Origin of the sequence: Limibacillus halophilus, assembly GCF_014191775.1 — a bacterium.
In the GTDB taxonomy this organism is placed as follows: domain Bacteria; phylum Pseudomonadota; class Alphaproteobacteria; order Kiloniellales; family CECT-8803; genus Limibacillus; species Limibacillus halophilus.
Genome location: NZ_JACHXA010000007.1, coordinates 65,629 through 79,753 on the forward strand (window position 1 = coordinate 65,629; position 14,125 = coordinate 79,753).

14 protein-coding genes are annotated in these 14,125 nt (G+C 58.0%); 7 read left to right on the top strand and 7 right to left on the bottom strand.

Annotated elements, in window-relative coordinates; genetic code table 11:
* Positions 1-18: 18 nt before the first annotated feature.
* From FHR98_RS12355 to FHR98_RS12370, 4 genes are read left to right on the top strand one after another with little or no spacing between them, the layout of a single operon-like run.
* Positions 19-1,107 carry an ABC transporter ATP-binding protein gene (locus FHR98_RS12355; RefSeq protein WP_183417013.1) on the top strand — a complete coding sequence of 363 codons (1,089 nt, stop codon included), beginning with the start codon at positions 19-21 and terminating at the stop codon, positions 1,105-1,107.
* Positions 1,100-2,149: an ABC transporter permease gene (locus FHR98_RS12360; RefSeq protein WP_183417014.1), complete on the top strand. Its 1,050-nt coding sequence runs from the start codon at positions 1,100-1,102 to the stop codon at positions 2,147-2,149. The genes FHR98_RS12355 and FHR98_RS12360 overlap by 8 nt, the downstream gene beginning before the upstream one ends.
* Positions 2,146-2,967 (top strand): ABC transporter permease, encoded by an 822-nt coding sequence (locus tag FHR98_RS12365; protein WP_183417015.1) that lies wholly within the window; start codon positions 2,146-2,148, stop codon positions 2,965-2,967. Before FHR98_RS12360 ends, FHR98_RS12365 begins: the two co-directional genes overlap by 4 nt.
* Complete coding sequence (locus FHR98_RS12370; protein WP_221205880.1) at positions 2,964-4,001, top strand: sugar phosphate isomerase/epimerase family protein; 1,038 nt, start codon at positions 2,964-2,966, stop codon at positions 3,999-4,001. Before FHR98_RS12365 ends, FHR98_RS12370 begins: the two co-directional genes overlap by 4 nt.
* 3 nt (positions 4,002-4,004) lie before the next feature.
* On the opposite strand, the gene FHR98_RS12375 is transcribed toward FHR98_RS12370, so the two are convergent.
* Together FHR98_RS12375 and FHR98_RS12380 are read right to left on the bottom strand one after the other, a co-directional pair.
* Positions 4,005-4,370, bottom strand: coding sequence for a hypothetical protein (locus tag FHR98_RS12375; protein ID WP_183417016.1), 366 nt, complete (start codon positions 4,368-4,370; stop codon positions 4,005-4,007).
* Positions 4,371-4,440: 70 nt separating this feature from the next.
* Positions 4,441-4,599 carry a thioredoxin domain-containing protein gene (locus tag FHR98_RS12380; RefSeq protein WP_183417017.1) on the bottom strand — a complete coding sequence of 53 codons (159 nt, stop codon included), beginning with the start codon at positions 4,597-4,599 and terminating at the stop codon, positions 4,441-4,443.
* 349 nt (positions 4,600-4,948) lie between these two features.
* Here FHR98_RS12380 and FHR98_RS12385 point away from each other — a divergent pair, with 349 nt between their 5' ends.
* Positions 4,949-6,325, top strand: coding sequence for a DEAD/DEAH box helicase (locus tag FHR98_RS12385; protein ID WP_183417018.1), 1,377 nt, complete (start codon positions 4,949-4,951; stop codon positions 6,323-6,325).
* Positions 6,326-6,403: 78 nt separating this feature from the next.
* On the opposite strand, the gene FHR98_RS12390 is transcribed toward FHR98_RS12385, so the two are convergent.
* From FHR98_RS12390 to FHR98_RS12410, 5 genes are read right to left on the bottom strand one after another with little or no spacing between them, the layout of a single operon-like run.
* Complete coding sequence (locus FHR98_RS12390) at positions 6,404-7,165, bottom strand: SDR family NAD(P)-dependent oxidoreductase (protein WP_183417019.1); 762 nt, start codon at positions 7,163-7,165, stop codon at positions 6,404-6,406.
* Between the two features lie 41 nt (positions 7,166-7,206).
* Complete coding sequence (locus tag FHR98_RS12395) at positions 7,207-8,031, bottom strand: ABC transporter permease (protein ID WP_183417020.1); 825 nt, start codon at positions 8,029-8,031, stop codon at positions 7,207-7,209.
* 10 nt (positions 8,032-8,041) lie between these two features.
* Positions 8,042-8,893 carry an ABC transporter permease gene (locus FHR98_RS12400; protein WP_183417021.1) on the bottom strand — a complete coding sequence of 284 codons (852 nt, stop codon included), beginning with the start codon at positions 8,891-8,893 and terminating at the stop codon, positions 8,042-8,044.
* Between the two features lie 37 nt (positions 8,894-8,930).
* Positions 8,931-10,100, bottom strand: coding sequence for an ABC transporter substrate-binding protein (locus FHR98_RS12405; RefSeq protein WP_183417022.1), 1,170 nt, complete (start codon positions 10,098-10,100; stop codon positions 8,931-8,933).
* Positions 10,101-10,158: 58 nt separating this feature from the next.
* Positions 10,159-11,286, bottom strand: coding sequence for an ABC transporter ATP-binding protein (locus FHR98_RS12410; RefSeq protein WP_183417023.1), 1,128 nt, complete (start codon positions 11,284-11,286; stop codon positions 10,159-10,161).
* Between the two features lie 197 nt (positions 11,287-11,483).
* On the opposite strand from FHR98_RS12410, the gene FHR98_RS12415 reads away from it, so the two are divergent.
* Both FHR98_RS12415 and FHR98_RS12420 read left to right on the top strand, forming a co-directional pair.
* Positions 11,484-12,314 carry a helix-turn-helix transcriptional regulator gene (locus FHR98_RS12415; RefSeq protein WP_183417024.1) on the top strand — a complete coding sequence of 277 codons (831 nt, stop codon included), beginning with the start codon at positions 11,484-11,486 and terminating at the stop codon, positions 12,312-12,314.
* Between the two features lie 104 nt (positions 12,315-12,418).
* Positions 12,419-14,041 (top strand): GMC family oxidoreductase, encoded by a 1,623-nt coding sequence (locus FHR98_RS12420; protein WP_183417025.1) that lies wholly within the window; start codon positions 12,419-12,421, stop codon positions 14,039-14,041.
* The last annotated feature ends 84 nt before the right edge of the window (positions 14,042-14,125 follow it).

A 14,125-nucleotide genomic window follows, 5' to 3' on the forward strand; every position in this document is an offset into this window, starting at 1 on the left:
TGGATAAAGGGCCGACAGATGCGTGGTAAGGATATCGTTCTGGATGGCGCTTCGGTGATGTTCGGCAGTTTCACTGCGGTGCACCCGACCGATCTCAAGATAGAAGCCGGAGAGTTCTTCTCCATTCTCGGCCCGTCGGGCTGCGGTAAAACAACCATTCTCAGGATGCTGTCAGGGTTCTTGCAGCCGACCGAGGGGGAAGTCCTGATCGGCGGCGAGCCGATGACCGGGATCGGACCCAGTAAACGTCCGACCGCTCTGATCTTTCAGAATCTGGCGTTGTTTCCTCTGATGACGGTTTGGGAGAACGTTGCTTTCGGCCTGGAAATGCGGGGATGGAGCAAACCCAAACGCCGGGAACGAGCCTTGGAGCTCTTGGCGACCGTCGAATTGACCGATCATGCGGACAAGACACCTGCGGAGTTATCCGGCGGTCAGCGCCAGCGCGTTGCCATCGCCCGGGCTTTGGCGGTTGAACCTGCGGTGCTGTTGCTAGACGAGCCGCTGTCGGCCTTGGACCTAAAGTTGCGCCAGCACATGCGCGCCGAATTGAAACAGATCCAGAAGGCAACCGGTATCACGTTCGTTTACATTACCCACGATCAGGGCGAAGCCTTGACCATGTCCGACCGGGTCGCGGTCATGAACCAAGGGCGCATCGAACAGGTCGGCACTGCGGATCATATTTACAGCGCGCCAGCAAACTCCTTTGTCGCGTCCTTCGTCGGCGAGAACAACCTGCTGCACGGCGAGATCGCGGAGATCAACGGTGATTACGCATTGCTTGCGGCGCCCCAAGGTCGTTTCAGAGCGCGTAACGCCCATGGCTTGAACCTGGGGGACAAGGCCATGCTTTTCGTTCGGCCTGAACGCATGCAGATTGTCGCCAACGGCGAAGCAACGGAAAACACCATGGCGGCAAAGTTTTTGAGACGTGATCTTGAAGGCCCTTTTGCTAACCTTTTCGTGCGCTGCAATGGCGGTGAATTCGCAATTCACCAAACCAATTTGGCTGAAGCCAGCGCCTCTCATCCCGAGGATTTGACCGTTACCTTTCCGGCCGATGCAGCCATCGTGATGGCGGAGGGGATATTAGCCGATGAGTAATCTGCTGCGCTCCTTTGGCGGCCCCATGACGGCCGTTATTCTGTTCCTCGTCAGCCTGTGGGTGTTTGGGATGATCGCCGGCCCGCAGGTCATTATGATCGAGCAGTCCTTGTGGAAGATCGAGCGCGGCGAGGGTGGGGCGGAGCTCTCGAACCGGATCGACGGTCTATACAACCAGGTCGACATTCTTTCGTTGGACCGGATGGATCTAGAAGAAAAGCCGGCGACACCCGAACGCGACGCCAAACTTGCAGCGATAGACGCTGAGATCGCCGAGATACAGGCTGAAGTGAGCGAACTGGAGAGCCGCGAGATCGAGCCGAGAAAAGTCTACACCTGGGAAAATTACGGCCTCATGGGGTCGGCCCATCTGTCGATTTTCATCAAGACAATTCTGGCATCGCTCTCCGTAACGGCCATCGCTTTCGTGGTTTGCTATCCCATTGCTTTTGCGGTTGCCAAACTCGCCACGCCCGGGCGCGCGGCCATCATCATGCTTGGTCTCGTTATTCCCTATGCAATCAACGAGTTGTTGCGAATTTTCGCCTGGCAGATGATCTTGAACTATAACGGGGTGGCGAACGTGTTGCTGGGGCTGCTCGGATTTGAGCCGATTCCCTTTTTGGAAAGCGGCACGGGCGTCTTCATCGCTATGGTTTATGCCTACATCCTCTTCATGGTCTTCCCGATCTACAACACCATCGAAACTCTGGACATGAACCAGATAGAAGCCGCACGTGATCTCGGCGCGCCGACCTGGAAGATTCACTGGCGCGTTGTTCTGCCCCACGCCAGACCTGGGATCGCAGTCGGGTGTATCATGACCTTCATGCTGTCGGCCGGGTCTTATGCCGTGCCCTACATCATGACGCGCGGCATCGCCGAGCCCTGGTTCACACAATTAATCTACAATAAGTTCTTTGAGTCGACGAACTGGAACGCCGGATCGGCCTACGCCTTTACACTGCTGTGCGCCTGTGTGGTCTTCATCTTTGTCATGATGAAACTCCTCAAGGTTCGACTACAGGATATTGCGAAATGACCGGGGTTGCTGCCGCCGCGCCAGGGGCCGCCAGCCGCATGGTATTGCGGGTCTACATGACGATTTTCTTCATCTACATGTTCTTCCCGCTCTTCATCATGGTGGCCGCCGGATTCAACGACTTCGCTCAGCCGTCCGTCACGGTCTGGCGGGGTTTTACCTTCAAATGGTTCGGCCTGCTGGCACAAGACGAGCGCATGTGGACCGGGTTGGCCAACTCGGTGATCATTGCCGTTGTGGTGATCATCGTAGCGTTGCCCCAAGGATTGGCCGGGGCGTTTTTGATTACGCGCCTGCAGTCGCGGTTCACGGGGCTCATTTATGCAATCATGGTTTCACCCTTGCTGACCCCGGGGATCATTCTGGGAATCTCCACCTTGATCTTTTGGCGCAACCTGGGGGTTGCCGGCGGCCTCTTCACCGCTATCCTCGCGCAATCCACCTTCATTGCGTCGTATGCCATGTTGATGTTCATGGCGCGGTTGCAGCGCCAGGACTTGAGCCTGGAGGAGGCGGCATTGGACCTTGGCGCCACACACTCGCAAGCATTCTGGCGGATCACCGTTCCCTTCTTGAAGCCAACGATCGTTACTGCCTCGGTCATTGCATTCCTGCAGTCTTTTGAAAACTACAATACGACCATCTTTGCGATCGGCGGTGAGCACACCTTGGTGACCGAAATTGGATCACGTATGCGCTTTGGTCTTAGCCCGACCATCAATGTGATCGGTATTCTTTTCATTGTTTTGACCGTGATCTTCGCCACGCTCTATGTGCTGGTGCGCGAACGCGAACGTCGCCGGGAGGCCGCCAAGTGAACGCGCCTGATGGTTTTGTGGGATCGGATCATGGATTGTGGGCACAGCGAATCGCAGGCCTGTCCAAGACGCAAGCAGCGGAGTTGGCAAGACGAGCACGCCACGCGCCCTTGTTTATGCACGCCTATTCATTGCACTTGAACTTTCGGTTCGGCGATTTCAAACCGATTGATCTGCTGGATTTTGCGGCGGAGCAGAAGCTGATCGGCGTGAAAATCCATGTTGAGGATGGTGAGGAGGCAAACAGCCTGCTGACGGCTTCCGACAAGACGCGCGCGGCATTCGCAGATCATGCGCGCGCGCTGGGCTTGAAGGTGCATATCGAAACCAGTTCGACGGCGCTGGGAGACCTTGAGGCCGCCATTGAGGTGGCGCGTGCCGTTGGCGGCGTGTCCGTTCGTTCCTATCCACGCTATGAGGCCCATGTTTCGGAGATAATCGCACGCACCATCGACGACCTCAAAGCCTTGTCCCGATTGGATCCGGAAGGAAAGTTGCTTTTTACTCTCGAACAGCACGAAGACCTAAACTCCACAGACTTGGTCGGAATCGTCGAAGCCGTCGGCAATCCGCACCTTTCGTTGCTGTTCGATTTCGGCAACATGATCAATGCCTATGAGCGTCCGCTGGAGGCACTTCGGATACAGGCACCGCACGTGACGGAGGTGCATGTCAAAGATTGTCACGTCGTCCCGGACCGGGGCGGATGGGCGCAAACCGGCTGTATCAGCGGCACGGGTGATCTGCCCTTCGCCGATCTGTTGGTGGAATTGCTCTTGTTGGGCCGCGACAAACCTCAGGTGACGGCTTTGGCGCTGGAAGAAGAGGTTGATTACCACGCACCGGCGATGCGGTTTCCTGACGAGACGGATGACCCCTTCATTCCCTTTCGTACCGCGAGCCTGACACCTTTCGATGTGGCGACGCTGCCCGAGCGCATGGCGCGGGAGCGCCAGGAAGCTCTCGGGCAGATCATTACGGTACGTAGCTTGCTACAGGAAATCGAAAGCCTGGCTCTCGAAGTTGCGTGCTAGACCTCACTTCCAACCGGCCTCCGCAGCGTCGTCACTGCATTTAACCCGTACCGCGACCTTTGCCTGCGCGGATTGGTCCGGCGATAGGTTCTTCCAACGCACACGCCAGGTGTTCTCGCTGACCGGAAGGTTCATGGTGATCCCGACACTGTTGACCTTCGGCTCAGCCGACGGCATACCGCCGCCGCCAGACGACACATAGGGTTTGTCTGCGGGACAAGTGACCTCGAGGTTACATTCGTCGCCAGGGCCCATGTCGCACTGCTTTACCTCTGGCTTCTGCCAGGCGGACTCGGCCTTTGCCTTATAGGGTGTCATTCCGACCAAAATCGCCAAAGCAAATGGGATAACAAAATACCGTGCTTGCATTGTCAGTCTTCCTCCCGTTGAGCCTTTGTAACAATGAGTATGACGGTGGAGGAAAGAGGCCCGCAAGCGGTCAGATTGGCTGTCCGGTGATCGCTTCTCGCAGGAAGCCCGAGCGATCCTGGCCGAAGTAGGGCTCGTTCTTGTAGAAGTAAGTTGGTGAGCCGAACACGGCTTTTTCAGCGGCTAGGCTGGTGTTGCTCGCCAGTTCCTCCTGTATCGGGGCGGTCATGGCTTCCTCGCAAGTCTTGCGACCGGAAACGCCGAGGTTCAGGTGATCGAGAAGCGTCGAAATGACGCAGGGGTCTGCGATGTCGAAATCATCTCGCCCTCGAACCGAATGATGTGACTGCGTTCTTTAGCTTGACGCGCCGACGCGTCTGTGTTCTTGTGCAGCGCAACATAAAGACCCTCGCGATTGCGCGACCGACCGATGCGATATGAGCCCCGGTCTTCCCGAGCGGATCTTCTTCCAAATCTTTCTGCACCATGATCGCGCATGGCTGGCGGACCAAAGCGCCGCCGAACAACCGGGCAACTCCGCAGGAGTGTCCGCATGGGTTGGTGCATGAGGATTAATTTTGACTAACACGACCTTTTCCGATCTTGGCCTGACCGGCCAACTACTCTCGACCCTTGAGGCCGCGCGTTTCCACGTTCCTACGCCCATTCAGGCGAAAACCATTCCGTTGATCCTGTCCGGCAAGGACGTTTTGGGTATTGCCCAGACAGGCACCGGCAAGACGGGCGCCTTCGCGTTGCCGCTTTTGCAGCAGCTCGCAGAAAACCGCGTTAGCACAAAGAACGGTCGCATTCGCGCCTTGATCCTGGCACCAACCCGCGAGTTGGCGGTGCAAATCGAAGCCGCTTTGCGGATCTTTGGCCGCCAGATGCGTTTGTATCAAGTCGCCGTGTACGGTGGCGTGGGCCGCCGTCCGCAGATCGAGCAGCTTCGCCGCGGCGTCGATATCGTCATCGCGACCCCGGGTCGTTTCTTGGACCTCTATGACGAGGGCCACATCGACATGAGTAACCTCAGCCATTTGGTGCTGGATGAAGCCGACCGCATGTTGGATATGGGCTTCATCAATGATATCCGGCGGATCGTTTCCGGGATGCCGAAGGAGCGCCGCTCCCTGTTGTTCTCGGCCACGATGCCAAAGACGATTGATCGCTTAGCTGCGGAAATCCTGAACCAGCCAGCGCGCGTGGAAATGCCGCGTGAAAGTGTGGCGCCAGCCGCCATCGAACAGCGTGTGATCCACGTCCCGACACCTGAAAAGCGCGAGCTTTTGACGACCTTGCTGCGCGATCCGGGTATGTCCAGGGTCATTGTTTTCACGCGCACCAAGCACATGGCCAATCGCGTGCAGGAGCACCTTTCCAAGGCCGGAACGCAGGCTGAAGCGCTGCATGGCAACAAGAGCCAAGCTGCCCGACAGCAGGCGCTCAAGCGCTTCCGTTCCGGTAATGCGCGTGTCCTTGTTGCAACAGATGTCGCCGCGCGTGGTATCGATGTGACCGCGATCAGCCATGTTATTAACTTCGATCTGCCGAACGAGCCAGAGAGCTATGTACATCGCATCGGCCGTACAGCGCGTGCGGGCGGCTCAGGTGTCGCGCTTTCTTTCTGTGGTCGTGACGAAATCGCCTATCTGCGTGATATCGAGCGGCTGATTGGCCTGTCCCTTCCAGCGGAGGGGGACGTTCCCTCGGCGCAGGAGATGGCCAGCATGAAGCACGTCAAGCCGGGTCGTGGACGGCGTGGCCCAGGCGGTCACGGCGGCGGCAGAGGCCGTAACGGTTCGAGCCAGGGTGGCCCGGGACGCGGTGCCCCGGGTCGTAGTGGTGCAGGTCGCAACGGTCCGTCCGGGCAAGAAGGCGGACATCGTTCCGAAAGCCGCAAGGGCGGACAGGCAAACGCCGGCCGCTTCCGCGGTACCAAGCGCGCTGCCTAAGGCATAGCCAAGCCCGATTTGAGGCTACAGGTTTAAGGATAACCCCGCCGGTGTTTGATAGCACCGCGCGGGGTTTTCTTATGCGATGGCTTCGCCGCCGTCGACAACAAGGGCATGCCCGGTCATGAAGGAAGACCGGTCGGAGGCTAGGAAAACAATCGCTTCGGCAATTTCTTCCGGGCGCGCCCATCGCCCGAGGGGAATCTTTTCCTTCACATAGTTTTCAATGGCTTGACGGCCGCCCATCTGGCGAATGAAGGGCTCGTTGAAGGGGGTGTCCACCCAGCCTGGACACAAGGCATTGATGCGAACGTTGTAGCGTCCGTAATCGATCGCGATCTGGCGTACCATGGCTATCACCGCGTGCTTGGTCGTAGCATAGGCAAGCATTTCCCGGTCGTAGAACACGCCGGAGTTGGAAGAGGTCACGATGATCGAGCCACCGCCTTGTTCGCGCATCTGGGGCATCGCCAGCCGTGCCGCCATGAAATGTGCCCGAACATTCAATTCCCATGACGCGGTTAAACCGGACGGATCGACCTGTTCCAACGTCCCTTCCACTTGGATGCCCGCGTGACTGTGCAGGATATCAAGACGCCCGAAATCCCGAACTGTCCGGGCGATCAGCTCCGCAAGTTGCGCATCGTCGGTTACGTCCGTTGCCAGCGCGCTCGCGCGGCCACCCTCCGCTGCAATGAACGCTACAGTTTCACCACCTTTCTCGGCCGATAGGTCTGCAACAATCACGTTTGCCCCCTCCAACGCCAAGGCACGTGCACCCGCCCGTCCTATGCCTGAGCCGGCGCCGGTAACGATTGCGATTCGATCCTTCAGAATCATCCAGATGGCTCCTTTGCCGAACGAACAGGCGGATAGGCGTATCAGCGCCGGGTCGGCTTCTCCCGTTTGCGCAACATGAATTGGGCCGTGATCAACAGGGTCAGAGAGACAGCAAGAACCATTGTGCCGATGGCATTGATCTCCGGCGTGACGCCACGGCGTATCGAAGAGAACACATAGATAGGCAAAGTGGTTTGCGAGCCGGCGACAAAGAAAGCAATGATGAAATCGTCAAAACTGAAGGTAAAGCTGAGCAGAAATCCGGCAAGGATCGCCGGAAAAATCTGCGGCAGTGTTACCTGCCAGAACGTTCGCCAGGGCGTCGCATAGAGATCGGTGGACGCCTCGATCAACGCGCGGTCCATTCCTGCGATCCTCGCCCTTACGATGACAATCACCAACGACATGGTGAAAAGCGTATGAGCGGCGATCAGCGACCCCAGCCCCATGTTTAACTTCGGCGCCGCTTCCGGCCCGGTGGGCCATATCGAGGCCAGGAAGGGGTTCACTACCTCGAAGACCGTCACCAGGGCGATTAGTGTCGCAATGCCGATAACGATGCCCGGTATCATGATCGATACGTAAATCATGGCATCATAGAAAACCCGCATGCGACCCTTAACCTGTTGCAGGGCGAGCGCGGCCATGGTTCCGAACAGGCTCGCCATAACCGCACTCGCCAGGGCGACGGTAAAGCTGGTGGTCAGCGAATCCATGACGATCGGGTTGGCGAGCGCCTTGCCGTACCACTGAGTGGAAAACCCGCGTAGATCGCTGGCATGGCGTCCCGCATTGAAACTGAACAGCACAATCACGCCGATCGGTATGTAGAGGAAGAGATAGACCGCCAAAGCATAGAGACGCATCCGGCCCTCCCTAGAACAGCGAGACATCGTCGCGCTGACCGGCGCGGCGCATGGCAAGGCGCATATAGAGGCTGACGGTTATCAGCATGATGACCACGAGTGTCGCCGCGACCGCCGATCCATAGGCCCAGTTCCGAGATTGCAGGAAAAGGTCGACCAGGGCGTTGCCGACGAAGAATACCTTTCCACCGCCAAGCAGAGCCGGGATGAGGAACTCGCCCATCAACAGGATGAAAACCAGCATGCAGCCGGTCGCCACACCTGGAAGCGACAGCGGCAAAGTCACCTGACGGAAGGTTGCAAAAGGAAGGGCGCCAAGGTCGCTGGAGGCCTCTAGCAGGCGCTTATCCAGCTTTTCCAAACTGACATAGATCGGGAAAACCATGAGTGGCAGGTAGCCGTAAACAATCCCAACAAGCACCGCGAATGAGGTGTTCATCAAGCGAACGTCGGCGATCCCGACCATATCCAGCAACAGGGGGAGGCCACGCCCGCCAAGGATGAATATCCAGGCGTAGGTTCGGATCAAGATGCTGGTCCAGAAGGGAACGATCACGAGAATGAGCAGCAGGGTTCGCCAACGAGGGCTGACACGAACCGCAAGATAGTAAGCCAGTGGATAGGCCACGACGAGTGCGGCTAGGGTGCCCAAGGGTGCCATGATCAAGGTGTTCTTGAAGGCAGTGAGGCGCGCCGGAAGATTGGCATATTGCGCCAGCGTGAAGGCCGGGACATAACCGCCTGCGGCCCCCCGTTCACCGAAGCTGAACACGATGACGACTATCAGCGGCAGGACGAGCATTCCCAGCAACCAGAGCGTTGCTGGCGCGAGTAGGGCTCTGTTGATCCAGGTACCTTTCATTGCCGGGTCTACTCGTCCTTTGCGTAAGCCGCTTTCGTCAGGCCGACTTGAAGCGGGCCAACAACTCGGCCCGGTTTGGATCGGTCAGCGTTGCCGCTGCGCCGAACTCAAGAGCATCCAGCAGTTCTTGCGCCGGATAGAGGATTGGGTCTTCCAGCAGTTCCTTGGGCAACAACGCATTGGTGCGGCTGTCGGCGACCGGGTAGCCGTGGGCCAGCACCTCCTTCGCGTTGACCGCAGGGTCAAGCAGGAAGTCGATCAAGGCGTAACCGGCGGCACGGTGCTCCGCTCCGCGCGGTACCGCATAGTAATCGCTCCAGATCTCCCCACCTTCGCGGCCGAGAACATAGCGCATCTCCGGCATGTCGTTGTTTAGCTGCTTACCGTCGCCGGTCCAGCACATTGACATCCAGGCATCGCCATTGCGCAGAGGCGGCTGATAGTCACTGTTGATGGCATAGAGGTGTGGCTTGACGTCGAGCAGCAGTTTTTCGGCATCAGCCAACTCTTTTGGATCAACAGAGTTGAAGGAGTAGCCGAAGTACTTGAGTGCGTTGCCGATGGTCGTAAGTTGGTAGTCGTGCACCATGGTGCGGCCGGAGAACTCGGCCTTGGTCATATCCCAGAATTCCTTCCAGGTCGTCGGTGTCATGCCGCCGCTATGGGCGGTATTGATAACGTAGCCCGTCGTTCCCCAATTCTTGGGGACTGCGTAGAGCGTGCCGTTCACGGTGCCGGCGTCAGAGAACCGCGGGTCGAAGGCTGCCGCGTCGTAGTTTGAAAGCTTGCTGAGATCGAGTGGCTCAATCAGATCTTCCCCGACATAGGTGGTGATTGTGTAGTTTGTCGGCACGAAGACGTCCCAACCGCTGCCGCCGGCTTGCAGCTTAGCCAACATCTCTTCGTTTGAACCGAAGACATTGACTTGCACATAAGCCCCAGTCATTTCGGTGAACTTCTCAAAGTTTGCCGGATCGTGGTAGTTCGGCCAGGTCGCGAGCACGACCCGATCACCGATATCGCCGGCGGACCAAGCTTTGCGGGGTCGCAAGCCCGGAACGGCACCTGCCATCACGGCGCTGGCCATCCCTAAACCGGTGACGCCGAGGAAATGCCGCCGGGTGATGGAACCTTTTTGATAACGCCGCAACTGAGCGATGAATTCCTCACGGCTGATAGGCAGATTATCTTTGTAGTCTTTGGACATGATCTTCTCCCATGCAAATCACTTAGGGGTGCCGACGGTGATGCGCTGCTTCCCTTTTTTATCGGTCCTCCAAGACCAGGGCAGTGGCGCTTCGCCAAGATATCTGCACCTGATCGCCTGTGTTGAAACCGCCGGTCATGGCCTCGGCGTGCTTGGGGGCACGCACGAGGATCTCGCCCAGGCCCTCGGCCTCGACGAGATATTCGGTCTGTTCACCCAGGAAGATGCGATTCCGAACCCTTGCAGGTACGCGAACATCGGCTTCCTGGGGGAGCATTTCGCTAGGTGAATCAATCGATATCAGTTCTGGGCGAATTGCGATGACGCCGGCTGCCCCCGGTGCCAACGCCTGCGCGGTTCGCGGCCTGCGACCGACAAGCACTATCCCGGTCGCCGCCTCAATGCTGGTGTGCCCATCTGCAGTTTCGCCGGCTCTCCCGGCGATGAAGTTGGATTTTCCAACAAAATCAGCAACATATCGGTTGGCAGGCTCGTCGTAGAGTTCTGTAGGTCCGCCGGTCTGAACGATGCGTCCGTCCAGCATGATGCAGATGCTGTCGCTCATCGACAGTGCCTCCTCCTGATCATGCGTGACAAGGATGAAGGTGATGCCGACTTCCCGTTGCAGGGTTTGTAGCTCTATCTGCATTTCCCGGCGCAGCTTGCGATCCAATGCGGCCAAAGGTTCGTCGAGCAGTAGGACTGTAGGGTGGTTAATCAGCGCCCGCGCCAGTGCAACCCGTTGCTGTTGGCCGCCCGACAGCTCCCATGTACGCCGTTTCTCAAATCCGGCAAGGCGAACCAGGTCCAGCGCCTCGCCGACACTCTTGGTGACCTCGGCTTTAGCCGGACGCGGCTTAACCTGGCGCAATCCGTAAGCGATATTGTCGAAAACGTTCAGATGCGGGAACAGGGCATAGTGCTGGAACACCATGTTGACCGGCCGGCGATAGGCAGGGATGCCGACCACGGAACGGCCTTCGATCAGAACATCGCCCTCGGTCGGCTGATCAAACCCGGCGATCATGCGCAACGAGGTTGTCTTGCCACAGCCCGAGGGCCCCAGAAAGCTGAAAAAGCCCCCGCGGGGTATGGAAAGGTCAACACTGTCGACCGCAACGACGTCGCCGAACCGTTTGGTGACCTTTTGGAACTCAATATCGTGATGATCCTTGGATTCTGTCACCAACCTATACCCTTACTCGACTTAATGGCCTTGTTTTCTTGATTAGAGGGTTATACCTCTGTTCGGGTCATAGGCTCGCAAATTTCACTTACGAGGGATATACCTCCCAAGGAGTATATCCGGGTTGGTAGAGGCAGGTAGCGCCAGCTCATCATGAGTTTTGGGTTTGGCACATAAGTCTTGCGAGGGGTATCCCGTTGAGCGGTGATCGAGACTGGCACCAGGAGCTTGCGAAAGCTGTAAGAGCTTTGCGAACCCCCGACTTTCCGCAAACGCTCGTGGCGGCGCTCGGGACGCTCGTAAGTTTCGATTTTTCAGTCATGTTCGCCTACCGCGGAGACGAACGGCCACTCGATCTGTTTGATAACTTCGGCGAGACAAGACGGGAGATTTTTGTCTCTATTTATCAGGAGGGGCCTTACCTGCTGGACCCCTTCTTCCAAGCATCGCGAGACAGTTGCGCCCCCGGGCTCTACCGGATTCGAGAGCTGGCGCCGGATCGCTTTTACCAGAGCGAGTACTTCCGTTCCTACTACGTGAGAACAGGGCTTTCCGAGGAGATTGGGTTCTTTATAGCCCTGCCGGAGGAAGTACGGGCGGTGATTTCTCTAATGCGGGCAGGCAAACGCCAGACCTTCAGTGAAAAGGAGATGGCACGCCTGCGGTTGGTGGAACCTGTGGTACGCGCCGCCGCCGAATATCATTGGGAGAACCTAAGCGCGCGCTTCTCTGCCGAACGCCCAGACCCGGAGCAGGAGATACTGGAGCGCCATATTGATGCGACCTTCAGAAACTTCGGCCGTTCGCTTTTGTCTCCCCGGGAGCGCGAGGTTGCGGGTTTGATTTTGCGCGGACATTCGTCGGATTCGATTTCCAAGATATTGGGAATCGCGGCTGGAACCGTGAAAGTCCACCGCAAGAACACCTATTCGAAACTTGGCATTGCGTCCCAATCGGAGCTCTTCTCAATTTTTCTCGGGTCTCTCTCGCAGATGCGATCAACCGTGGTACCGCCCCCAAGGAAATAGGGCTCCTGTGGCTCAATAATCGCTGATATGTTCTGAGCGATCCTGACGCGCCGAAGCGTTCAGGGCGTTGGCGATTGAACCGTAGGCGGATCGGGGCTCATGGAATGACGGAGGCGTTTGATTACATCATCGTCGGTGCCGGATCGGCGGGCTGTGTACTAGCTAATCGCTTGACCGCGGATCACCGAAACCGGGTGCTGCTTCTTGAGGCAGGAGGGTCGGATGCGCGGTTCTGGATTACGGTACCGATCGGCTACGGTAAAACCTTCTATGACCGTCGTGTGAACTGGTCGTACGAAACGGAGATTGAGCCCGGACTTGCCGGGCGAAGCAGTTACTGGCCCCGTGGCAAGGTTTTAGGCGGTTCCAGCTCTATCAACGCTATGGTCTATGTTCGCGGCAATCCTGCTGACTACGACGATTGGGCCGCCATGGATTGCGCTGGCTGGGGTTGGTCGGAGGTCGAGCCCTATTTCCGTAAGATGGAGTCTTGGCGCGGAGAGCCGTCCGAACTACGAGGATCGAACGGCCCGTTGAGCGTTTCCGATACGTCCCGCGAAATCCATCCTCTTTGCGATCATTACCTGCAGGCTGCCCAGGAAGCGGGCTTGAAACGGAACCCGGACTACAACGGCGCTTCTATGGAAGGCGTCGGTCCTTATCAGATAACGGTGCGCGATGGTCGCAGGGCTTCAGCTTCTCAGGCCTATCTGCGTCCTGCGATGGGGCGTAAGAACTTGACCGTCGTTACCAACGCCCTGGTCGAAAAAGTATTGATTGAAGAACAGCGTGCGAGCGGTGTGCGCTATCGTCACGGCGGTCGTGTGCGGGAGGCGCGAGCCAATGTGGAAGTCATCATCAGCGCCGGCGCTGTAAACTCGCCGCAGGTGTTGCAGTTATCGGGTATCGGCGAGGCCGAGAAGCTCCGCGATCTCGGGATTCCGCCGATCTTGGATGCGCCACAGGTCGGGAAAAATCTCCAGGACCATCTGGGTATCGACTATCATTACCGCGCCAACCGGCCAACGTTGAACTCTCAACTCAGACCCTGGTGGAGTCAGTTGTTGCTGGGCGCGCGCTATCTGCTGACGCGCGGCGGACCTTTGGCGTTGAGCGTCAATCAAGCGGGCGGATTCGTGCGCTCGGATGCGGGGCGATCACGCCCGAACATGCAGCTATACTTCTCGCCCCTGACATTCGATACCGCGCCAACCGGTACGCGACCGGTGACCCGCGTCGATCCTTATCCAGCCTTTCGGCTGGGCGTCTCTCCCTGCCGCCCCCTCAGCCGGGGTTGGCTCTCCATACGCTCTCCTGATCCGACCGACGCGCCGGAAATCCGGCCCGGTTACCTAAGCGTGGAGGAAGATGTGGAAGAGATGTTGAGCGGCGTTCGCTTGATCAGACGGCTGGCCGCAATGCCGGGTCTGAGCGAAGTGATCGCCGAAGAGATGCAGCCTGGGCCGATCGTCTCTGGTGACGATCAACTGCGTGAGGATATCCACAAGCGGGCATGGAGCGTTTTCCACCCCTGCGGCACCTGCCGGATGGGTTCGGACCCGAGCCGGTCGGTTGTGGATCCCAGTTTCAGGGTTCATGGTTTGCGGGGAATGCGGGTTGTCGACGCTTCGGTCTTCCCGACAGTTACTTCCGGAAACATCAATGGGCCGGTGATCATGGTTGCAGAACGCGCCAGCAACATGATTTTAGCTGACAGGAACCGGTGATCGGCCACTGAAACGCTCTTCGATTTCCCAGACTCTACAAGCCATGCAACGCGGCGGGGATGCTTGGCGCGGTTGCTCCGTACT